General features: G+C 40.1%; 19 protein-coding genes and 2 pseudogenes. 9 read left to right on the top strand and 12 right to left on the bottom strand.

Translation table 11 applies throughout. The features are described from left to right. Positions 1-3 precede the first annotated feature (3 nt). The 4 genes from AC3WRW_RS29690 to AC3WRW_RS29675 all read right to left on the bottom strand — a co-directional run bounded on the left by AC3WRW_RS29690 (position 4) and on the right by AC3WRW_RS29675 (position 6,150). On the bottom strand, positions 4-165 hold the full coding sequence (locus tag AC3WRW_RS29690) for an NUDIX domain-containing protein (RefSeq protein WP_492549822.1): 162 nt from the start codon (positions 163-165) through the stop codon (positions 4-6). A 12-nt stretch (positions 166-177) separates the two neighbouring features. Further along, positions 178-3,330, bottom strand: a complete 3,153-nt coding sequence (locus AC3WRW_RS29685; protein ID WP_492549821.1) for a DEAD/DEAH box helicase — start codon at positions 3,328-3,330, stop codon at positions 178-180. Positions 3,331-3,392: 62 nt separating this feature from the next. Further along, the gene (locus AC3WRW_RS29680; protein WP_492549820.1) at positions 3,393-5,840 is read right to left on the bottom strand and encodes a DEAD/DEAH box helicase family protein; all 2,448 of its coding nucleotides are present in this window, start codon (positions 5,838-5,840) and stop codon (positions 3,393-3,395) included. After that, positions 5,821-6,150, bottom strand: coding sequence for a nucleoside triphosphate pyrophosphohydrolase (locus AC3WRW_RS29675; protein ID WP_492549819.1), 330 nt, complete (start codon positions 6,148-6,150; stop codon positions 5,821-5,823). The genes AC3WRW_RS29680 and AC3WRW_RS29675 overlap by 20 nt, the downstream gene beginning before the upstream one ends. 1,169 nt (positions 6,151-7,319) lie before the next feature. On the opposite strand from AC3WRW_RS29675, the gene AC3WRW_RS29670 reads away from it, so the two are divergent. Together AC3WRW_RS29670 and AC3WRW_RS29665 are read left to right on the top strand one after the other, a co-directional pair. Then, positions 7,320-8,168 carry a ParB/RepB/Spo0J family partition protein gene (locus AC3WRW_RS29670; RefSeq protein ID WP_492549818.1) on the top strand — a complete coding sequence of 283 codons (849 nt, stop codon included), beginning with the start codon at positions 7,320-7,322 and terminating at the stop codon, positions 8,166-8,168. After that, complete coding sequence (locus tag AC3WRW_RS29665; RefSeq protein WP_492549817.1) at positions 8,168-9,091, top strand: site-specific integrase; 924 nt, start codon at positions 8,168-8,170, stop codon at positions 9,089-9,091. The genes AC3WRW_RS29670 and AC3WRW_RS29665 overlap by 1 nt, the downstream gene beginning before the upstream one ends. Before the next feature lie 652 nt (positions 9,092-9,743). Here AC3WRW_RS29665 and AC3WRW_RS29660 read toward each other — a convergent pair. After that, positions 9,744-10,058, bottom strand: a complete 315-nt coding sequence (locus AC3WRW_RS29660; protein WP_492549816.1) for a hypothetical protein — start codon at positions 10,056-10,058, stop codon at positions 9,744-9,746. Between the two features lie 154 nt (positions 10,059-10,212). On the opposite strand from AC3WRW_RS29660, the gene AC3WRW_RS29655 reads away from it, so the two are divergent. After that, positions 10,213-10,584 carry a helix-turn-helix domain-containing protein gene (locus AC3WRW_RS29655; protein WP_492549815.1) on the top strand — a complete coding sequence of 124 codons (372 nt, stop codon included), beginning with the start codon at positions 10,213-10,215 and terminating at the stop codon, positions 10,582-10,584. 135 nt (positions 10,585-10,719) lie between these two features. On the opposite strand, the gene AC3WRW_RS29650 is transcribed toward AC3WRW_RS29655, so the two are convergent. Then, complete coding sequence (locus AC3WRW_RS29650; RefSeq protein WP_492549814.1) at positions 10,720-10,914, bottom strand: hypothetical protein; 195 nt, start codon at positions 10,912-10,914, stop codon at positions 10,720-10,722. 432 nt (positions 10,915-11,346) lie between these two features. On the opposite strand from AC3WRW_RS29650, the gene AC3WRW_RS29645 reads away from it, so the two are divergent. Genes AC3WRW_RS29645 through AC3WRW_RS29635 form a run of 3 tightly spaced genes read left to right on the top strand, consistent with a single transcriptional unit; the run spans position 11,347 to position 12,803 of the window. Further along, on the top strand, positions 11,347-11,607 hold the full coding sequence (locus AC3WRW_RS29645; protein ID WP_492549813.1) for a helix-turn-helix domain-containing protein: 261 nt from the start codon (positions 11,347-11,349) through the stop codon (positions 11,605-11,607). 15 nt (positions 11,608-11,622) lie between these two features. Continuing rightward, positions 11,623-12,201: an N-terminal phage integrase SAM-like domain-containing protein gene (locus AC3WRW_RS29640; protein WP_492549812.1), complete on the top strand. Its 579-nt coding sequence runs from the start codon at positions 11,623-11,625 to the stop codon at positions 12,199-12,201. Continuing rightward, positions 12,084-12,803: a site-specific integrase gene (locus tag AC3WRW_RS29635; protein ID WP_492549811.1), complete on the top strand. Its 720-nt coding sequence runs from the start codon at positions 12,084-12,086 to the stop codon at positions 12,801-12,803. The genes AC3WRW_RS29640 and AC3WRW_RS29635 overlap by 118 nt, the downstream gene beginning before the upstream one ends. An 840-nt stretch (positions 12,804-13,643) precedes the next feature. Here AC3WRW_RS29635 and AC3WRW_RS29630 read toward each other — a convergent pair. From AC3WRW_RS29630 to AC3WRW_RS29615, 4 genes and pseudogenes are all read right to left on the bottom strand, one after another. Next, entirely contained in the window at positions 13,644-13,991 is a 348-nt protein-coding gene (locus tag AC3WRW_RS29630; RefSeq protein ID WP_492549810.1) for a hypothetical protein, read from the bottom strand. 255 nt (positions 13,992-14,246) lie between these two features. Beyond that, positions 14,247-14,690: pseudogene (gene ybiA / locus AC3WRW_RS29625) on the bottom strand (riboflavin biosynthesis intermediates N-glycosidase); the annotation flags it as partial. Between the two features lie 74 nt (positions 14,691-14,764). Further along, positions 14,765-15,274: pseudogene (locus AC3WRW_RS29620) on the bottom strand (ATP-grasp domain-containing protein). Positions 15,275-15,455: 181 nt separating this feature from the next. Next, complete coding sequence (locus AC3WRW_RS29615) at positions 15,456-15,674, bottom strand: hypothetical protein (RefSeq protein ID WP_492549809.1); 219 nt, start codon at positions 15,672-15,674, stop codon at positions 15,456-15,458. A 241-nt stretch (positions 15,675-15,915) separates the two neighbouring features. Between AC3WRW_RS29615 and AC3WRW_RS29610 the strand changes: the two genes are divergently transcribed. From AC3WRW_RS29610 to AC3WRW_RS29600, 3 genes are all read left to right on the top strand, one after another. After that, positions 15,916-16,191 (top strand): hypothetical protein, encoded by a 276-nt coding sequence (locus AC3WRW_RS29610; RefSeq protein ID WP_492549808.1) that lies wholly within the window; start codon positions 15,916-15,918, stop codon positions 16,189-16,191. Positions 16,192-17,602: 1,411 nt separating this feature from the next. Beyond that, positions 17,603-18,355 (top strand): HNH endonuclease, encoded by a 753-nt coding sequence (locus tag AC3WRW_RS29605; RefSeq protein WP_492549807.1) that lies wholly within the window; start codon positions 17,603-17,605, stop codon positions 18,353-18,355. Then, positions 18,352-20,355: an AAA family ATPase gene (locus AC3WRW_RS29600; RefSeq protein WP_492549806.1), complete on the top strand. Its 2,004-nt coding sequence runs from the start codon at positions 18,352-18,354 to the stop codon at positions 20,353-20,355. Before AC3WRW_RS29605 ends, AC3WRW_RS29600 begins: the two co-directional genes overlap by 4 nt. Before the next feature lie 753 nt (positions 20,356-21,108). Here AC3WRW_RS29600 and AC3WRW_RS29595 read toward each other — a convergent pair. Further along, positions 21,109-22,206 carry an FRG domain-containing protein gene (locus AC3WRW_RS29595; RefSeq protein WP_492549805.1) on the bottom strand — a complete coding sequence of 366 codons (1,098 nt, stop codon included), beginning with the start codon at positions 22,204-22,206 and terminating at the stop codon, positions 21,109-21,111. Further along, positions 22,160-22,633, bottom strand: coding sequence for a hypothetical protein (locus tag AC3WRW_RS29590; protein WP_492549804.1), 474 nt, complete (start codon positions 22,631-22,633; stop codon positions 22,160-22,162). The genes AC3WRW_RS29595 and AC3WRW_RS29590 overlap by 47 nt, the downstream gene beginning before the upstream one ends. Between the last annotated feature and the right edge of the window lie 164 nt (positions 22,634-22,797).

Raw genomic sequence — 22,797 nt, 5'->3', positions numbered from 1 at the left:
TTCTTATTGTAATTCTCTTTTTAAGCATTCTTCAATCGTTTCGTTATTCTCTATCTTGCCACCCGGAAACTCCCACAAGCCTTCTTGAGCTTTACCCTTCTTACGTCTAGCTATTAAGATCTGACCAATTTCATTTTCGATTATCGCTGCAGCCACCTCAATCATCGCCTTCACATCCTATCCTATTGCCTTATTTGCCACTGGCACCAATTCCGGAGGCATCTCTTCCTTCAATTTCCAAACAAAACTCATGGGTTTATTTCCTTCGTGCCTTACGTACTCGGCTTCCCCTAAGAAAACAAAAGGCGAAGTGTAGTTATTCTCCTCCTTGTATTCACGGACAAATAACGCTATTCTATTCCCCATGTGCTTATGATGGATATATCGCTTAGCCGTATTCGTTTCTTCCGAAATACGACTCTGGGTTTGCCAATGAAAAAGACGTTCATTGATGGCGTAATCTTCATATTGAGTCGACGGAGAAAAGTCTTTGTCGGATTTATTTAATGTAATAAAGAAAATATCAGTTCCTTTATCCTCGAAATACTTCACTCCTTCACGAAAAGCTGGAGCCTTCTCTTCATTCCAAAAACCGAAGGCCGCCAGCACTTGATCCGTTGAATATGTACAGTGTAGATCCAGGGGACATGCGTATGGGAACTCATTCCTTTTATCGACAAAGTTAATATGTGCGTAATTATATTTTAGTATTTCAATGATTTCATCCTTAAACATTTTGCAGGAAACAATAGACTGAACAGCTTGATTAATGTCCAGGTACCCTTGTTTTTTCGGTTCTGATCGGTAGAAAGTATAATAAAACATATTCAACATCAGACGCTCTTCTTCTGTTTGCACGGGTTTTCCTTGCTCAAGATATTCGATTAAAAAACCTAAAAGTCTCCGAGAGTTCTTACTTAGTAAAGCCGGAATACGTTTTGTCAGGTACTCCCTATTCTCAAACTCAAATGGCTCGAGTAAACCCGCTTCAGCCATCAACCCTCGAAATGTTCGATTCCCATTACGCCCACCGTAGAAATCATAAAGACTCATTCCGTGATACCGAATGAAATTTTCTAGTGTTAAGCTTAATCCAGTACCTTCTGCAAAATATTTTAACTTACCAACCAGACTCTTCCTATTAATTGATGTTTGCTTCAGATTTCTAAGAATGTACTCTTTAGCCTGTTTCTCAAGCTGAATGAAGCTTCCGCGTGGTAGGCTCGAAAACCCATGCTCGACGTAGTGCTGAACGGAATGTTTTGTTTTGCCAAGTATAGCTCTAAATTTCTCTTGGAAATTATATTCTTTTTGCGCTTGTCCAATAAAATCAAGAACCGTTAAGCATTCTTTTCCGTCTGCCAAGCGAAGCCCACGGCCAAGCTGCTGTAAGAATACGGTCAAGCTCTCTGTAGGACGCAAGAATAAAATCGTGTTGATCTCCGGTATGTCTACCCCTTCATTGTACAGATCGACAACGAAGATCACCTTGATATCACCTGAAACTAATCTTCCCTTAGCAGAATTACGTTCCTCATCGCTAGACTTTCCATGCAATGCAATAGCGGCTATCCCCGACTCATTGAAAACTCTAGCCATATAAAGCGCATGATCCACACTCACGCAAAACCCTAGCACTTTGACGTCATCCAAATCTGTTACATATTTCTTTAGGCTATTTATAATTTGACTCGCTCTAATTTTATTATGGGTGTATAAGTTCTCGAGTTCATTCAGATCGTAACCGCGCCTTGTCCATTTGACTTGAGATAGATCAACGCTATCTGTCACACCGAAATAATGAAAGGGACAAAGCAACTTCCGATCAATCGCATCCGTTAAGCGAATTTCTGCCGCGATGGTGTCATTAAAGTAGTGCAATACATCTTTTCCATCCATCCGCTCAGGAGTGGCTGTTAACCCTAATAATATCTGAGGCTGGTAATAAGACAATAGCTTTTGATAGGAAGGAGCCGCGGCATGGTGAAATTCATCAACGATGATATAATCATAAAAATCTGGAGTTGTTTTTTCAACAAGCTTTAATGTATTAAAGCTTTGAATACTAATAAACAGATGATCAATGGAATCGGCTTGATTACTCCCAACATGAAGCTCTCCGAAATTCAGATCCTTCAAGATAAACCGGAATGTATCCAGACTTTGCTTAAGGATTTCCTCGCGATGGGCGACGAAGAGTAGTCTTGCTCTCTGATTACGACCGGCAAACCGCTTATAGTCAAATGCAGAAATAACCGTTTTCCCTACCCCAGTAGCAGCAACCAACAGATTTCTTGTTCTTCCATAAATCACTCTCTGAGCCTCTAACTTCTCAAGAATTTCTTTCTGATAATCATAAGGTGTGATGCTAAATTGGAAGGTTAATAGGTTGCTCTCCTGTTCCTTCTTTTTTCCAAGTGCTTGCTTGAGCAGTAACTGATGATCCTGATCCGAGATGGAGAAATTCTTAAATTCCCGATCATTCCAGTAGCTCTCAAAGGTCGCCTCTATTTTTTTAAGTACATCATAGGAATCCTTCTCCGTAACCTTTACATTCCATTCCAAGCCGCTCGTAAGAGCAGGATTTGATAGATTGGATGACCCCACGTAGGCTGTAGTAAAGCCTGTGTCTCTTTTGAATAAGTACGCCTTTGCGTGTAATCGTGTACGATCCGTGTCATAAGAGATTTTGATTTCTGTGTTCGGTAGCTTGCTTAATTCAATGATGGCCTTGTAGTCCGTTGCTTCCATATAGGTCGTTGTTATGACACGTAAACGGCCCCCATTTGATGTGAACCCCTCTAACTGCTCCATTAGGCAACGCAGCCCACTCCATTTAATAAAGGAAACCAATAAATCAACCTGATCTGAGCTTACGATCTCCGTTTTTAGTTCACTCATCATATTGGGCTCAGAATGAGACCCTGTAAATAATGAGCTTTGTGACAATGGAGTTGTAGGTCTATTAACCTTGGAATCCTTGATGCTACGAATGTGGTTTAGCTTGGAATATACGTAGGTTAAAACCTCACCCCGTCCATCAAGCTGCCATTCTCTTAATTCCTCGTTCCCTAAAGTATTGCGAAGGGTTGCAATAAGTTCATTGCAAGTCCGCACCTGCAAAAGAAGCGCATCTTCATCATCACTATTTTGTTCACGAATCATTTTCAAAGCTCTTCGGCTTACTGCGGCTAAATAATTAGATAGTTGTTTTCGTGCTTCCTCTGGATCAAGTTGTTCTATACCAATTTCGTATAGCGAAGGATCTAAGTCAGACAACTGTCTCCTTGTAAGATTGTTGATAATTTGCTCGTACAGCCCCTGCTTCATAAAGCACCTCATCTGCCTTGGAGTCACCTAAATAAACGATTTTATACATGAAGACCCCGTCATTACTGAAGGGGCCCTTGCTTTTGCTCTTTACGTTCAAAATGATGATGCAGCCTAAAAAGGCAAATTTCTTTTGTCCAGCGATACAGGATAGACCGATGCTCATGAGCGAGCTCAAATCTTAGACTAAACACCCCATCCTCGAAGCGGGTCATGCTCCCTTTAGCCGAGCCCCACTTCGTCATTGGCATACGTTCAATAAGCTGGCTAACTCCGGTCTCATTATACTCCCAGAGCCGTTTCGAGTCCTTATCTGAGAAATCGATTCTCCTCCGATACTCCTTTTCCATAATATAACCGTGAAAGAATGGCGCAACCTCCTTTGAGGTAATAGACTCCGCCCAATGTTCCGGTCCACTTTCGAGCATGTAGAGGAGAACAATCATTTTATAGCTCTTGGTCATGACCGTCTTCTCGACATCACGGATCCAAGCTTCATTTCGATAATATACTTCCTCTTCCTCCTTCGTTAAGCATTCGGCCCATTGAAGAAAACCAACATAAGAACCGAATTCATTCCGGTATTCCCAGCTGTTGGACCTCCCATAAAGGTGAAGCTCTAGATAAGTAGGGATTCGTCCGAGCTCATTCTTTAGATCAAGGAAGGAACGGTGCAACCGCTCGCGATGCGGTAGCTTCTTACGGCTTAATTCATCGAGCAGATTGATAACGGCCGTCTCCAGATGAAGCTCACACCTTGCAGGTACAGATGGAATAGCTGATTCCTTTGCTGTTCCCTTTGCTTCCCCTTCACTTGCAAATAATCGTAGCTTCACATCTGCATTTCGGTAATTTCCAATTAAGTCAATGATCGTACAATGCGACTTCTGCTCTGACAATCGCAGCCCTCGACCAACTTGTTGTGTGAACACAGTTAATGATTCCGTTGGACGGACGAAAAGCAAGGTATCTGCACTGGGAATATCTACACCCTCATTGAACAAATCGACGGTTAATATGACCTCTAAGTTCCCTCTGGCTAGACGTGTTATCGCCTCTTCCCTTGTGATTCCTACCGTTCCAGAGTGAAGACTGACTGCTGATACTCCCCTGTCTTGAAAATAGCCCGCCAAAAAATCCGCCTGTCGAATGGACGAGCAAAAACCAATCGTTCTTGTTTGCTTATGCTCAGTCCAGGCATCGTAGATCTTGTCGGCCAGTGTTTGTTTTAGCTGCGCCGCAGTCAACTGTTCATCATCATAGTGCGTTCCAAGCCACCTAATGGATGAATAATCGGTATCATCATAAACACCAAAATATCGGAATGGGGACAACCAACCACGACGAATGGCCTCAATAAAATGAATCTGGTAGGCAACATTACCGTCACAAAGGGCATAGACATCCTTTCCGTCCATCCTATCTGGTGTTGCCGTGATGCCAAGTAAAAACTTCGGTTTAAAATATTGGATGACCGATTGATACGACGCCGCGGCAGCATGGTGGAATTCGTCTACCACGATAAGATCAAACTGGTCCTGCGCAAAGGATTCACGGTGTTTCTTCATTCCGAGGGTGTAAATTGAAGCAAACACACAGTCTGCGTTTCCCTCTTTTATGACTCCATTATAGATACCGAAGGTTTTTTCCGGCATGATGCGCTGGAACGATCGTTTCGCCTGAAGCAGAATCTCTTCACGATGCGCTACGAATAGCACACGATTAAAGCGCTGCGCAAAAAAGCCGGCAAGATAGGTTTTTCCAAGTCCCGTGGCCATGACAACCATTGCTTTGTCATATTCCTCTTCCAAAGTTCTCTCCAGTGCATCTATTGCATCGATTTGAGCAAAGCGAGGATGGATAGGAGTTTGTTCGCCTTCCGAAACCGTTTTTTCTACAGAATTGCCCGTATTTTCTGTGCCATATTCATCCTCTTCCATCTCTGTAATCATGCGGATCAACTCCGGATTCTTACGATGGCAAGTCCGGTACTCCTCTTCATAGATAGCAATGGTATGGTCATTCAACGGTAATGTAGAATCATGATAGAAGTTCTGCATGAACTTGTCCAAAGCGACTTGGAAGGTATAAGGCTCAGCTTTTGCATTCATCGCCAAGTTCCATTCCATCCCCATTCTCATGGCGGACATAGAGAAGTTGGAGGAACCGACGATAAGCAGCCCTTCACCGTTTTCATTGTCAAATAAATAGGCCTTAGGGTGAAAGGATGTTCCCATACTTCGCCATAACCGTGCTTCCAGCCGTGTATCAATATCGATTAATGCCTGCAGGCCCTCCGGCTGCGTAACAAAAAGATAATCGCCGGCCAAAACCTTCACTTCGGCTCCACGCTCTATTGCACTTTTCAGATGGGGCGCCAATAAGCGTACACCTGACTGCATAACGAAGGAAGTCATAATATAGATACCGGAAGCATTCTGCATTCCGGTGATCAACTCGTCCGCTAGATTTTCTGTAATTAGTTTGACATTAAGCGTTGTCGTCGACATCGATTAGGTACACCCGCTCCTGAAATCCTCCACGTGCTTCCGCCTTTTTCTCTCTCAAGGCTTCAAGTTGTTCCCATGTTGCACCATGTACGGTGGCCAACGCCCGAATGATCTCGAGCATATCTGCTAGTTCTTCTAACGATTCTTGTGGACTTTGAGCGGAAAAGTATTCCTCTGACTCTTCCTTAAGCTTTATGACCAGCTCTTTTTTATACTCTTCCTCATCCAAAATACGTGTGCGACATTCCTTACCAGTCGATTGGATCACTTGGGGAATAAGGTCACGAACAAGTTTATTGTAAACCGGCATGGGTATCTCATCCTTCACATGTTAGTTACCTATTATTTTATCACAATTAAGGGAATGGAAGGGATTAGTGAAAATTGATATTTAGTTTAAATTGATGTAAGAACAAAACAAAATATAAATCGATTTCAAAAGAGTCCCACCTAGAAAGAAAGATAGGGTCACCTTTAGGTGACTTAAAGTGACCTTTGGGTGACATAAAGTCACCCTATATCAGCAATTTAAAGAGCAAGCACATCTAAAAATGTTCAATAATCCTAAGCTGAAAGCGAATAATACTTGCTCCTATAACATTTCAATGTAGTACCATGTAAAAAGACAAGGTCACCTTTGGGTGACTTTGAGTGACCTTTGGGTGGCTTAAAGTCACCCTACAATAACCTGCGAATACTAGCTCTTGCATTCTATCTGTTATTGGTTTATATTTACTCCATACCTCACTTTACTTTTCCCTCTACTGCCGGCAGGCGCTAGCAGTCATTCTAAGTCTTAAATTGTTCCTTAGGGAAGACTGTGTTTTAATTCGTATTTGAATTGATTATTTAATGTTCTCTATGAACCATAAGCCCTTGGGCAAGTTATTCCTTGAGAAGTCAAAGGACTAACCAGCCAAAGGGCTTTTTATATTTCAATTGGGCGCTTCCAAGCCAAGAAATGATGTCTTTATGGACAAAATTTCTTGGCTTTATATATATATTTTCTTTTTACTGATTTTTCAGGCTTATAGCGTATCTACGCTAAATTTGGGTTCGGTGAAGCCCATAAGTTCACCAAACAACACAAAGCTCATTATGAGCGACAACCGCTGGCACGGCAGATAGGTGCACCTAACATAGCCGGGATCGCCCCGCCGAGCTATTGTTCACAAACAATCGGGCAAGAAAACGACCTGGTCTTTTGCCGAGCTTATTGCTTGCTTTAATGCGGGTTGTTGTAAGCAGAGCTTTACGCTCACCCATCCTGGGAATGCTTTTCTTTACTCAAAAAAATGTTCCTTGAAAACTTAATACTTCTCTCCGAGCCTCAGAGAGAAATTTATAAATTGGCATGCTCATCCCACATATACCAAGGTTTCCGGATTCATGATGCATGAAGAAAAGCTGAAGATGAGCTTAACCCTTAGTTGAGCTATGTCTTTTTTAAATAAAACCATAAATAAGGAGCTGGATTCAATGATGGAAATTCATTCCGAAATCCAAAAGGTCCCCATCAATACATTAACAGAACATCCTTTGAACAAAGAATATCACTCGGATTTGACATCATCTGAGTATGCGCTTTTATTAAATGACATTAAAGAAAATGGTCTACAAAACCCAATCTTTATTAATAAAGACGGACTTATTCTCAGTGGAAACTGGCGTTGGAAAATTTGCAAGCAACTTGGTTATGAATACATTGATGCAAAAGTGGTAGATTATTCCCAAGCTAAAGAATTGGAACATTTGATAATTGATAACAAAACACACCGCAGTCCAGAATATGATCGTATCAAACTCGCAAAACAAATCAAACTTATCTATGAACTTTGGAACATCTCACCTGGTCGAAAAAGTGTGCATGATGCACAGATTAAAACCCGTTTTCATGTTGAAGATGTGTTTGGGATGGACGAAACCAAAATTCGAAGACATTTGCAGTTACTCAACCTGAACCAAGAACTTCAGAATCTTGTTTCGAAAGATCTCATTCCGTTTATGGGAGGTGTAAAATTGTCTACACTTTCTGCCGAAACTCAGAGCAGATTTTATAATTATTTTTGCGAAATGGAATTCCCCGAGATCACAGTTCAAAAAATCAAAGAAATCATTGAATCTTTTAGTAATCCCGAAGAAAACTTAGAAAAAAATAATGATTCAGCACCTAATATTGAAAATGCAATTGATATTGAAGAAAAGGAAATTGCAAGACTTCAAAAAGCCATTTCAAAAGTCCTCCATTTAAACCTTAGTAAAGGATCAAAAGATAAATTTAAAGCAACGATTATCAGCACTCTAAAAAAACTTGAGGAGAACGCCTAATGGGGAAATCCACAATCGAAGTTCAGATGGAAGTCTGTTTCCGACACAGTAAAAGAAACAGCTATCTTTGCAGAAAAAGATATGTTGGAAGTTGCAGGCCCTTTATTACTTATTTGGATGATGTGTTTAAGCTTCAAAATCTTCGCAATCTTCACGATAAGCATGTAGCTGCGTACGTTACAGAGAGACAAAACCAAGGTTTGTCAGCAAAAACCATTTTGAATGATTTATGCGCTATCCGGTACCTCCATGACCTTATCCAAAACCCACGATACGAATTATCGGATAATAGAACCCTCCAAGATAAATATGGACTAGTTCTAGAAAAAGCGCCTGCTGTTAATGGAGACAGATCATGGACTAATGAAGAATTTGATCGAATGCTGCAGCTTGCCACTGTTTTGAATCGGGAAGATATTAAGGATGCTATGACCTTAGCAAAAGAACTTGGACTTCGTGTAACTGAGGTCGTAGCTATGTCACGTGCCCAAGTTGAAAAAGCACTGCGCACACATATCCATACAGTTAAAGGCGAAGCTAAAAACGGAAAACATAGGGATGTACCCCTAACATACACAGCTGAGCGCAAAATGAGAAAACTTATGCAAGGAACGCCTCGAGGGGGGAAAGTTTTTGTTAAGGAGGGAGAAAAGGTTCATCATGTCACAAACAGGATCCAGAAATTTATTAATCACCATCGCGAAAAAATTGTGACAAGGGAAGGGGAACAACAAAGAAAGGATCGTCGGTATGGCACCCCTCGAGAACTCACTATGCATGGCCTGCGATACAATTATGTACAAGACCGTTTTGAGACTGAATTATCGAAAGAAGGAGTAACAGATATAGAGGCTGCACATATGATCACAAAGGAGATTGGACACAATCGCACCAATGTTCTTAAAGTATATAAAGGGGGATAAGAAAACACATTAATAGACCGTCAGGGTATAACTAAACAATTGGTTATACCCTTTAGATTTAATAAGCAATTTTATTCTTATCATAACTATTGATACTTCTATTAACCCGCTTCAGGCTGCCTTGTTCAGAATATAACTGTTCGGCGAATTGCCAGATCTTAACAAGTTTATCCAGTTGTCACATCAACTATGATAGAGACCTTCCGTAAAAGCTGGTTACTCTACTCCGCGTTATCAATTTGGTCTAATATCATCATTCCAAATCTCAGTAATTCTAGATCCGAAAAATCCTTTACCGGCATCACTTCATTATCCATATGGGACCGAAATTCCTGAACCTTTTTAAGAGTTTCCGAATTACTCGTTTGACTCTGTAATACCTTCCTGCAATACAACTCAGCCAGACATTCTCGAAGGACATCCGTCATCTTATTTGCTTGATTTGTCATATTGAACCCCTCATTAATTTTGAATCGTGTTTAGATTTAGCTGCTCATGTGCCCTTTGAATGCCTGCTTTGCAACATAAAGCCTTACACATTTTAAGCGAAATCGTTCAGTAGACATTATACGCTAACAATATCGCAAATTCATTCATATTTAGTCATTTGCTTTTTATCTATATTGATAGAGGTAAGCAGTATATTTGTTGCTTAGATAAATTTGTATAAATCAAGCGCGTTTTGAAAAGATTCAGCAATTCTAAAATTAAATATCTCTTCTTCACTGTAATTAGACGCAGCATATTGAGATAGGCCTAAAATTCTATAGTTTGCCCCATCGTCCCCCATTAAATTAGTAATCCCATCTTCAGTTTGGGTAACAACCATCCGGTGTACTTGTTCCCCTTCTTTAATCTCTAGGATCAGTTGATCATCTGCGTTACGAAATATCTTTTTAAACCGAAAGCATTTATGAATACCTTCGTTATTTACCAAAATCAACGTATGTATCCGTTCCGTCTTCATAAAAATCCCCCTCTCCAAAATTCGAAGCCACCCAAAATACTACATATAATAAAAATATAGAGATCACCTATATCTCACAAGTCTCTTATTAGGCTTAACTATCGAAAATGAATCTTATCAGACTTATATGTACTTAATTTAAGAAGGAGGAAAAATGGATACTTTAAGAAAACTTATCGGTAAAAAAATAAGATCTATTCGAAAGGAAAAAGGAATAACGCAGGTCGAATTAGCCGAAAAGGCACAACTGATGTACCAATATGTTGGAGCAGTTGAACGGGGTAGCCGAAATATTTCTTTGGACTCTCTTGAACGGATTATCACTGCATTGGATGTAGATTTCGAACAGATTCTTAATCTAGAAAACATGAACAAGAATTTAATCTCTGAAGAGGAAACAAACAAGGGTTTTATTCTGACTCTTCATAATTTCTTGTTAAAACCACGATCTGTTGAAGAAATAAAAGCGATATACAATATCACTGAGGAAATTTTGAAGATATTACCTCCAATTAAACAAGCCTAGGCCTGTAGATTCTAATATTAGCCCTTTTCAGGCGTAAGGATATTCTCATCTGAAAAGGGTTCCTACTTGTCTATATCTACATCTGCAATAGCATCCTTTAAGATGAAGAAACATTCTTCTAATATTATCCTAGACCTAGTTTTTGTAGTAGGGATCATTTTCGCTCCCCCCCTTATCCAGTACTATTTTTTCGCCATTAGGCTCTTCACGAATGTACTGGCCGTCTTGCACGTAGAATAATGGAGCCCCTGCTTCTTTTGCCTTCTTACGAACTGATTTTTTTACTTTTTTAAAAACCTGCATCAATTCATCCCTGCTTAAATCAGACATGGATTATTATCCCTCCGTTATCTTGACAAGACTTATTGAAGTATCTATTATTAAATTATACCATTTGGTCTTCACCCTTTACTTTTATTCCCTCCAGACGGTCTGGGAATCATTCTATTCTTTAATTCTGCGCTAAAATTTAAATGGACGATTTTTCTCGTCAAAAATATATAAAGCCCTTTTCAGGTAGTATGCTTTTTTCCTACTGAAAAGGGCTTTTTTGTGCTTTTTCAATAACTAATCTCAATCAGCCGAGTTCCCACATCATCTGAATGGCGGCTTATAAAAAGGGAACACCAACATTTGAATTATGGAGGTCGATTACAAGAAAAAACAATTTTAGTCCCCGTTCCATGAGTACAAAATTTGGGTTGTCCGAAAATTGCTGGCGATCCCAATAAGCTTTACTCTCTAATTAAGGAGGTATTTCACATGCGTGATTCTTATAAACAATCCATTGACTATATTCCAGTAGCAAAACGCAATACCTTAACCCTTAAGGAGGCCTGGGAAGAAATCTTCGAATGCCAGATCTCAAAGGACAAGCTTTATGCAGAGGTCCGAGCGAAGAAGATTCCACACACAAAAATTGGAAATAAAATACTTTTCAGAAGGGATACTTTGCTGACTTGGTTTCACGAACAAGAGGTAAAAAACTATTGTTCATCCGAAGACATTCATTCACACGCATAATAGGGGGGTGTTCTCTTGGCAAGTGTACAAAAACGCGGTAATGATTCATGGCTTCTAGTCGTGGAGGCCGGTAATGGAGCTGACGCAAAAAGAATAAGACGAACTAAGACAGTTAAGGCAAAAGGTATTCGCGAAGCAAGAAAACTGCTTGCAGAATTTGAAACCGAAGTTGAGTCAGGCCATTATATCGCTCCGGAAAAAATGACTTTTGCAGCATTTGTAGAAGAGTGGAAAGAGAAATATGCTCAGCATGAGCTTGGGATTAAGACTTTAGATATTTATTCGCGATTCTTAAAAAACCGAATCCTTCCGGTTTTTGGCCATATGAGATTAGACAAAATTCAGACCTTTCATGTAGTCAACTTTATTTCAGAACTCAATAAGGAGGGAAGCCGGCAGGACGGAAAAAAGGGCCATTTATCCTCGGGCACCGTACAATATACTCATAGAATCATAATAATATATTCTCCCGCGCAGTGGAGTGGAAGCTTATTAAGAGCAATCCTGCTGCAGATATCAAAAAGCCCAAGGTCAAACGAAAAGAAATCGAAGTCTACGATGAAGATGAAGTTGCTGTGTTGTTTGAACTATTAGAAAAGGAACCATTGAAATGGCGTATGATGATCATGCTTGCGATAACAACAGCACTTCGCCGTGGTGAGCTGGTTGGATTGGAATGGAAACATATAGATTTAAACAAGGGCATTCTTGAGGTAAAGCAAAGCATTTCTCATTCTACTAACGGTCAAAGAATTATTTCCGAACCTAAAACGGCGAAGTCAAAACGCAAGGTAAGTCTATCTGACAATGTGATTGAGCATCTTAAGGAATATTACTTGGAGTCTCGGAAAAAACGCCTCGCATTAGGTGATGCCTGGAAAGGCGGAGATCATTTCTTTGTGTTTAGCAACGATGAAGGAAACGCCTATTATCCCGAAACGCCTTACCTCTGGTTTCGCAATTTTCTTAAGAAAAATGTCCTAAAATACATTAGATTCCATGATCTCAGACATACGAGCGCCACTTTATTGATTAACAAAGGTGTGCATGCAAAACTTATATCAGAGCGCTTGGGCCATTCGAATATCTCGACCACAATGAATGTCTACGGGCATGCTCTACAATCAGCGGACCGTGATGCTGCCAATAAACTTGATTCGTTGGTTCCACCCAAGAAAGAAAAGAAGAATGGTTAGCTGAGGCCGTACTGGATAATTCCAGTGCGGTCTATTTTTAAGTCCACTACACTATTGGAAGGATCTAAGCCCCGCCCTTACGTAAGTTGTTGCAATAAAACAAAAGAAAAAAGCGATCACCCACCGTCCTAAAGGTTGACGGCCTTACGATAGGCACGCTTTTTTCTCACACGAAATAACGAATCTCCTGTGGGCAGTAGCCCATTATCAAACATAAAGCAAACGGTCTGGCACCCGTCTTCATTTATCATACTACGACCATCTTTTTACAGCAACTTGTTATCTTTTGAACTACTTCGAGTATCAAAGTCTACAGCACGTTCAAGTCTTACAATATCAGACTTAGGAAATCCCATTTCCCTCGTCTTTTTCCTGCAATACGAACAAGAACAGTGAATTTTACCCTTAGCAAACTTCCCATCAAACTTCACATGCCATCCGAACTGCTTAGCAATCTTACTCTTACGCTGGATTACCCTTCTTCGATGATGCCGGTAATACGCACGGGTACGATTTCTAGATTTGTTTTTCATTCCATCACGCCCCTTGGGAAAAGGCCCAGCCTGCAAAGGAGCCAAGGGGATTCACATCATCCCTTACAGGCTGGGTGTGATGAAACTACTAACGTGAACAAGCACAGTATATATCACCTCACATCAACTCAACTTGATAAACTATTTGAAATCCATTAATCCATACATTCTACTCCGTGAAGAAACATACATTCTACTCCGCGATCTATAGCATTCAAAGATATTAAATTGATTCCTTTCCTCACTCGTGTCCTTTCACCCCCGATATTTTTCCCGAATTCTGGAACGTTGATTTTTTTCCTTTTCCTCACTTACTTTTCCAGCTTAAAACGTCTCTCCATCTCCTGGCTTCCTCAACCCTGTGAACTCTTTCGTTACGCCGATTTACTCTTTGATGATAAGCTTCTTGCTCCGCGAGACTCATAGTCTTTAGGTTTTGAATTGCCTCACTCATATCTTTATCATACCCATCGCCATTAAGCTCTTTCTGCTTGTGATAAGATCCCCATGCAACACCTTTATCCCAGACACTTTGGAGTTCATATGCAACTTTATCCGCAAGTTCTTCTGTAGGTAGCTCCATTAACGGGGTATCGAAGATGCCATCAACTACAAGAACAAGAAACTTGCCATCTCTAATTACCGATTTGTACAAAGTTCCAGCCCCCTTTGAATCATCTTAATGCCTATTATTCTAATCAGCTTATTCTCTGTCCCTTTTCCAGTCTGCTAGAGGGAGAAAGTAAGCGTCATATTCTCGCAATGCTTCTTTACTCAAGCATTTTCGCCATTCCCATAAATACATAATATAAGTCTCCCCTGTTCCCATCCTCCAAAACATGCTGTAGGGATGGTGCTCAGGATAGACCATCCATTGAGGCAAAAAGAACTCCGGCGAATAACCTTCCTGTTCGTTGCGAACTTCCATCAAAAGCTGGCCGAGCATGTTACGTCCGGTTCCATCTCCGTTGTCACCCCAGAAAGAATCATTGGAAGTATGCTCAACCAAAATACAATTGCCCGTAGACATCAGGATTTGTTTAACCTCATCATGCTGTTCAACCTTAGCCCGAACCGCTTCTTTCATGATACTGACTTTGCATTCTTCCCAATCCCTTCTAAGCGGCCACGTTCGATCTCTGCCCATTTTCGCTGCTTCCATAGCGGTCGGTGCTGATCGAATGAATTCTTCATGTTCTGTACCTGCAAACTTCATAGCTTGAAAATAATGCTCGGACGTTGGCCACAATTTACCCACTATTTCTAGAGGGTACCGTGCAAAATTGGAAAAGCAGCCGTAAGGCTTATTGGTCTCGTAAAACCTTATAATCCGTTCCTCCGGCTTTACCTGCAGCAGCTCACGTCTGTGTTCTGCGATTACCTTCTCCCAGTGCCTTCTTAACTCATCAGGAATATGATCCAAACTCCTCACCCTTCTAATTGACCTCTAATTCCAATCGATTTATAAAAATGCTCAGGGTCCGCATGACTCGGAAGCACTGAGACCTGCCCATCCCCTATCTCAATAACCGTCCATTCTCCACTTTTGGTTCTGGCGATATCCATCGTAAAAAACTGACTAGCCACACCCTTTGCTAAATCTATAAACGAGTCGAGATTAGGAACCTCTTGTTGATAGTCCACCTCATCCCAATACTCCGCACACTGAATCAGCTTGTGATCGAGGAAAAACAACCGGTACTCATTCGATAAAGGCATACCGCTCTTGGGATGCTTGGTGAGCTGTTCAAGTTGTAAACTCACGAATCACAATACCGCCATTAAGCTCTGAGCCTTGGCGATCAATGAAGTTTCGTAGAACGTTTGAGCCCTTTGCTGGTCGGAAGCATCGGGTATAAAGCAGGCTTCTTCCCATTCATGCTTTCTAGACTTTACGTAATCCTTAACCATGAACGGTTTGTTTTGAAAAATGCGCATCTTCTCAAACAGAATGTCGTAACCATTTGAAAGCCCTTCAATTCCGAGCCAAATACTCTGTGGAGTTGCTTTTTTAATGGCCTCATAAGAATAAGGAAAATAGTGCCCATTTCTATATTCCGTAGGAGAATTGATCAAGACGACATTTTTCTGCTGCAGTGCACAATATAATTTTTCGTAATCATGCGGCTTTAGCATCCATCCCCTGTAGATGAACCTCTCCGGGGGTTTCAAATGTTGGGATCCACTTAACTGCCTTGGATAGTTCCCCATCCAAAGCATACTCCAGTGAAATCAAATAAACATCCATATCTAGCTTTCGGGCACATTTGTATTCCTGTTCATATTCTTGATCAATAACCTTGCCATTCAATGAGTCAGAGCAAAATAGGATCTTCATACGGTGTCCTCCATACAATAAGGCTAACCAAATCGTACCATATTTTGGTGGCTGCTTGGTGAGAGAAAATAATTATACAAGCACAATTACTTCTTTAATTTCTCCCCTCTAAGAAACATATTTTTATCGACAGCGTTTATATATACAGAAACTAACAAATTTAGATGAGGTGAAGTATGAAGAAATTAGACGGCCTCTAGCTTCCCACAAGGAGGGGTTAGAGAGCCAAATGAGTAATAGTGTGAAAAAATCACCCGTATGCACAGACCACCATACACCCGGTACCCGCTGGAGCAAACGTCAGGCAAGCAAGACCGTTCGCCGCTTCACGGGTGACGTTCAAAACGGCAAATGGTACCGAAAGTTGTTCTGTTCCTGGAATATTTGCGACTACCGCTTTTACAAAACAAAGCAGCAAGCGATACTTGAATGGGAAACATCCCAATGGCTGAGGGACCAAGTATTGACTCAGGCAGAAGTTATTAAAGATTGGGAAAAGTTCCATAAAAGAAAATAAACTCAAGCGTCGGTCAGGGAAGCCCGGCGCTTGAGCTTTTATATGGAACATTACTACCACCCGTTAATATGTTCCTTCTAAATTGGTGGATCTAACTTGGACAATTACCATCTCAATCTACTCCTAGACTACAAAGTGGAAACCACGTGAGATGCCTTTAATGGCTCCGCACAATGTCAATTATTGTTGAAAGATCATCGAGGAAAAGGTCGGATAGGTACAGACTGCTCTACCACTGAGCTATTCCGCTTTTTGAGCGAATGTTGGATTCGAACCAATAAAACGTCGCTTAACAGGCGAAGTAACCCATCCACCATGCGCCTCGATGATCTTGGCAGACCTTATCTTTAGGCGTCTGCCTTCTAATCATATTTCCGCTTACTTATATGCAAACGAACAACTTGAAAGTATTACGAACTGGGAATTACTACTCAAGCGGTTTATTTGACTATATCTCCAGGTTAATAATCATCTTGGAGCTTATTTACAAATTACTTCTCTCGAAACTGACTTAACGAGCATAATTGAAAAAAATAAACACCTGTTTAATAACAAGTGTTCCATCAATATCTATTAATTTCGTCTCATTTTATGAAAATCACAGTGCAATGTAATATCCTTCAGGTTATAGTTACATCATTCCAAGTGTAACAATCCAGAAGAAGGTTGATTTCTGTAAATTATCCCATGAATGCAATCTTGGGAAATTCCCAGGAATTGGACAGGACAGGTTTTTTCAATTATTATTATTGCTCATCCACCCAAAAAACTATTAATGTTCAGTTAATCGGGTACCAGAAACACCACGATCAAGAGAATGTAAAAAAGAAATAACCGCGTGGATGCAGTTATTTCTTTTTTTGTCCAATTTGTAGTTTTCACCGCGGAGCAACTTAATTCTAATTAACTCTGGAATATCACACAGCTGTGAAATTCCAGAGTTAATTAGTTGTTTCAAAGAGTTTTTGCTGGGTAGATTTTATATTGAAAAGGTTCAATTATTAGTTATTACGAGATGTTACCAGGAGGACAGCTGTTTTCTACAGTCATGTGGTTTCGGAAAAGCCTGCCCTGCAACTTAGTAACTCAAAACTATAATAACGGTCAAGGCGATGTCACACTCAGCATGTAGACCCTCCCTTTAGCCAAAAGAGCCATACCTTAATTTAACAGGAATCCCAACGATTCATGTCGAAAGAAACCTATACAAACTCTGACCAAAGTGGTGAACCGCTTGATTCAACTTGATTTTATAAGAAAAGAAAAAAGTATTCGAGAAAAGGCAGTAAGGAATTATTACGAACGAATATCGTTAAAATGCAGAAAGAGTAAGATCGTAGAATTGAATGATTGGTGCGATCGTCAATTGGATATGGATGCATTGTTCCCGAAGACTCATTCGTCGATGCGAATGAAATCTTTTGAAAAAGTCGTAACGGCTGATTTCAAAATCTTGCTTTCAATACGGGATTTTATTTCCTCCAATCACGTTGTAATGCACGAGTCGTTGAAGAATTACCTGATCGATACGGTATATCAGCACAACATTGATCGTCTTCCATTTGTTCAAGTGCTGGGCGTAACTGTTTGCCCTTATTGCAACCGCAATTTCGTCAACTCCAGCGACCGAAAGACCAACTGTCAGTTCGACCATTTTATTAATAAGAGCAAATTCCCTATTTTGGCGGCATCATTTTACAATCTGGTCCCTGTATGCGCCAGCTGCAATCATGTAAAGCGTGATCGGGACTTCTCATATTCCCCTTACGATGACACCGTTCACACGGATGATATGGTTACCTTCAGTTATGACATTACAGGGGTCAAGTATTTGTCGGACTCCACGCAGTTGCAGGTGGTGCTGAAACCGGGATTCAGCAATAAGCTGCAGGACAATCTCAACATTCTGGAGTTGCAAACGGTTTACCAGATCCATAAGGACAGCGTTCAAGAATTACTAATTAAGAAAGAAATCTATACGGAAGAGTACCAGGATCAGTTGTATGGGAAATTCGAAAGTTTATTTGGTTCTTGGGGAAATTTCGAACGATCGATTACTGGAGCGTATACCAATCCGGAGAACTATGGGAGACGACCCTTGTCCAAAATGATCACGGATATCAGTAAAGAACTAGGGCTTATAAAGGAGAAGTATTCGGTATGAAGCTGCTATATATGTACATTAAATCGTTCGGAGATTTGTTTCAGGACATTTCCTTCGACTTTTCTCATGAATATAAATTATATTACGACAAAACCCGTCAGTCCCTAACCATTGATAGCAACTCGCATGACCTAGACGGGTTCTATGGGGATGTCATCTCCGATATCACAGCCATCGTCGGAAAGAACGGATCGGGGAAAACCACGATCCTGGAGCTAATCGGCAGAACGCTGAAAGATCGGTTGGAGCTAGCCAATGTAGTCGATAGGGACCTGAGAGACCAATACTTTATGATCTTCCACGCAGATGACGATACGTTTTATTTCGAGGGGATCGGCATTGTCGAGATCGGAAATATATCCGGCTACGGGAGTTTATTGGAGGGAAGTCATGCCGTAGCCCGTAGTTTTTATTTTCGAAAAGATGACCATGGGAGTTATCGAATCATCGAATCCTACGATAGCAACGTAAGGGATCGCATCATTTACATTCGGGACGATGTAATGATGAACTCGAGCAGTTATCTGTTTTATTCAAAGTCGAGTGAAGTTCGCTTTATCCCTAGGGTAACGGGCGCCTACTATTCATGGTCAGATTGGTACCAGGTTTACTTAGACTTGTACAAGAAGGGGATGATTCAAACTTCGACCGTTCATATCATGTTCAAGACACGCAAAGTAATCAAACATATCAATGAAGGATTTATTATTCCATCGATAAGGGAGGATGGCAGTCCAGCCCTTAGTGGCATGTTATTGATTAATGAAGAAGATATGGGCGATTTCTTTTCTCGCTTAATGTCAGTGTTGGTGAACTATTTTATAAAATTAAGTAATGAGGTATGTTTTTCGGAGATTGCCAGCGCTTGGAACAATTTCAAGGAAGATTACAGAGATAAAGTTCACTTCACCCTCCGCGAGTACCAAATGCTGTTTAAAAGATGCATTCTCATAAATAAAAAACATGAATTCAAATCCACGGAAGCTGCGTTGGTTAGAGATTATATGGAACTTGCGAGCCATTTGTTCGATGCACTCTATCAAGCGAAAGAACAAATCGTTCCGGGCGTCGATGAATTTCAATTGGTTGTATCGGGTTTGGAACATGACGAGAAGATAGCGAACGTCTTTCGGAGTTATATGGAACTTCAGGAATTCGTCCGATATCACTTCCAACACGATCCCGAAAACGAAGATTGGGATTTAACTGAGGTATCTCGAGAAAGATATTCGGGCCAACAGCTCTCGATCGCTATGCCGTTCGAAGTCGAGAGAATGAAGATTTCCACCGGCGAGAAGAAATTGCTAGAGTTGCTCGGCACGATTATTTACGAAGTGAAAGCGTCCACCGAAATGCAACCTATTGGAGTGTTCAATAAAAAGATTAGAAAAAATCATATCATCTTGGTAGATGAAATCGAAGCGACCATGCACTTGGAGTGGTCTAGGAATCTGCTGGAGTATTTATCGACTTATTTGCAAGACCTGACCTTGGACTTTAACGGCACGGTATATAAGTATACCGATTTGGGGATTCATGTACAGTTGATCGCGACAACACATTCCCCCTTTCTCTTGTCGGATTTAAATCGTAATTCCATCATCGCGTTGGAATTGACGAATGGGAAGGTAAGCAAGAAAGGTTATATAAGCGCGTTCGCGCAAAACATTCAACGAGTGATGAGCAATGAATTTTTCATCAAGGATTGCTACGGAGCATTCGCTCAAAGAAAAATCGAGGATATTATTAAAAAATGTAATGAGGAACGACCAATAGACACTATGGAGAAGAGACGAATTAAGTTGACTCTCGACGAAGTAGGGGAACCGATTCTTCGAAAGAAGTTGGAGGAGAAGTTCATTCAAAAGTTGAAGAAAGATTCCGATGTACAAGAAGAAGAGCTGGAGTTGGTGAATAAAATCAGGCAGCTTTATGTGGAACTAACTAACGAGCAAGTCATGAATAAGTTAAAGATTATGCTGGAGGAACAGGGAAAATAAAAATCAATGAGTTCCATTAGCATATGCCACCTGCAACCGTTTTTGCTAGCGTGCAGTATTGTAACTCTGGGTTGAAGTGACTTTGTATTTTGCATTTCAAACAAAGGATTAACTTTTGAGTACGTACCATATGTGCTATTAGTTTGTTTTGGCGTATTTAACAAGAAAGGAACGGATCGGAAAGAAAGAGTGTACTTCGTCTTTGATGCTAATCTGAATAACTATGATGATTTATGAAATCACAAAGGCTTGAAGAAAAGGATGTGGAAAGTGTTTCCGGATACTGATGAAGTAGAGGAAATCTCAATAAAATTAATAAAACCCGAGCCTGATTATTTTAAAGGTTATTGCTGTAAGCACCTGACATAGATACTTTATAAATACTGTCAAAATCAGATTTTATACAAAAATGGTATATGCGCATTTCAGATGTATTCACGATTGTAACGTAGCCGCACTATCCAATTACTGATGGTTAAGTGCGGCTATAATTATGGCAAGCTAATAAAACAGATGAATTTTGAAGTAGATTATAGCTTCGAATTATTCGGTAGTGATTACTTAATCTCATGTATTTCATAATGAAAAACCATAAAATAATTCTCTTAGCAATGGGGGAAGTATAAATTAAAACAATATTAACTAATTAACTAACTGGTTAAAAGCATACGACGATCTTCAGCATCTTTTAATTCTTTGAATTAACATCCACCTTTATGATCACAAACGGTACCCAGTTAGTGTATAAAAGCATCAATTAAATTCGATGATTTCACTAAAGAACTCCGCGTATCGTCCACTCTTGTATTTTTCCTTTATTTGCAGCATAAACGAATAAGCTTCATCTTCTTCAGGACCTGGGAAAAGATCTCTTTGAGTTAAGCCTGTTTCATAATCGGATGGAGCTAATCTAATTTGCAATACTAGGCACTCTGCCAATCTATTCTGATGAAGTGACTGCGAGCCCATAAAGAAATATCCTGATTGATTAACTGGTCTTTTAGTCATGAGCCCAAACTTGCTTGCAAGTGTGTCGATTTTTCTAATCGAGGTACTTAAACTATGATTCGCCGTTTGAATAATATAAATAGAGGGCCATAATTGAGCGTTCTCTGGCCACATTTCCTCTTTTAGTTTTACATAACTGAAAGTTCCATCATTATTATTATTCAGTTTATGTGTAGCAAACCATAAAGCAACATTTATATCAGATGTTACATCAAGACCATGAGTAGGTAGCCCATAGTGTTGAGCAAGTGCCATAATCTCATGATCCCAATCACCTGATGGACTCGAGGCTATATCAAACCATGTTTTATGTAATTCATCTAGATTTTTACCTTTAGTATAGTTATTCTGAAAAATAAAATCTTGCGTTAATACACTCAAAAGCGAATGAACATCCTCGTAATTTATTCCTCTTCTTTGCGCGGCACCAACTAATGAGGGTTCAACAATATCCGTATTACCAAACAATAATTCTTTTACAGCATCCAACCTTTGTAAATGAAACGCACTAGTTTGACCACGATAATATACACCACTTGATGTAAAAGGTACTATTGGAACTGAATTACATATTCTCCTTATCTCTTCGATGTTGTTTACTTCTACTACTGGAATTGAGTAACTCTTTGCTCTTATGGAGCCAGAAATCTTAAGAGTACTATAAAAGTCTCTATAATCAATTCTGTGTACATCATTTCTTTTGCCGTAGAGTGCAGACTTTTTATTACTTTTTGTAATCCAGAACGGAGATTGATAGTATTTATCAATAATTGCTCCTAGTTTAGTCGTACTATCTTCATAATGAAATAAACATTTCCTTCTCTTTATATTTATCATTAACATCACTCATCTTAGAGTTCATTTCAACATTTGGTAGATTCAAGCTGTTATACTCATCAAATGGAATACCACCCAAACTACCAATGCTGTTAATATCTTTAAGTTTAGTTTCTCTTCTTATATCACTAGCTGTAACTGCGAGCAACCCACTTTTAGCATAATCCTCTGAAGTCGATTTATTTAGTCCTATTTCTCTAAACTTCCTACTATTTGTTCTTTCATTTCCTAATCCTTCGAGAACTAATTGCTCTGCAACATATGAAGGAACGGGAACAAAGCCTGTGTCAAATTGGCCCGCCCCAAGATATTTATTATGAATCGCCCTTGGCCAAGTCCTACCCGAAAAAGATATATAATTAATATCCCTTTTGAACTGTTTATTTTGTTCAAGAATATGCAAAAAGCCCACTTTGTATAAAGACGACAACATTTTTAGAGTAGAAGTAAAGGCATAAGGCCATGGATCTTTACTATTCCAAAGCAGCCCTCTCTCAAAGTAAATATTACTTTCACTAATTAGGGCTTGCTGAACAAGATTCGCTCCAGCTTACGCCCAACGCAAATCTCTAAATCCAAACAGTCTGAAAAAAAGGA

The sequence above is a fragment of the Paenibacillus sp. FW126-R14 genome, from assembly GCF_058789495.1.
The sequence above is the reverse complement of the archived record's forward strand: the minus strand, read 5'-3'. Positions and strand labels throughout refer to the sequence as shown.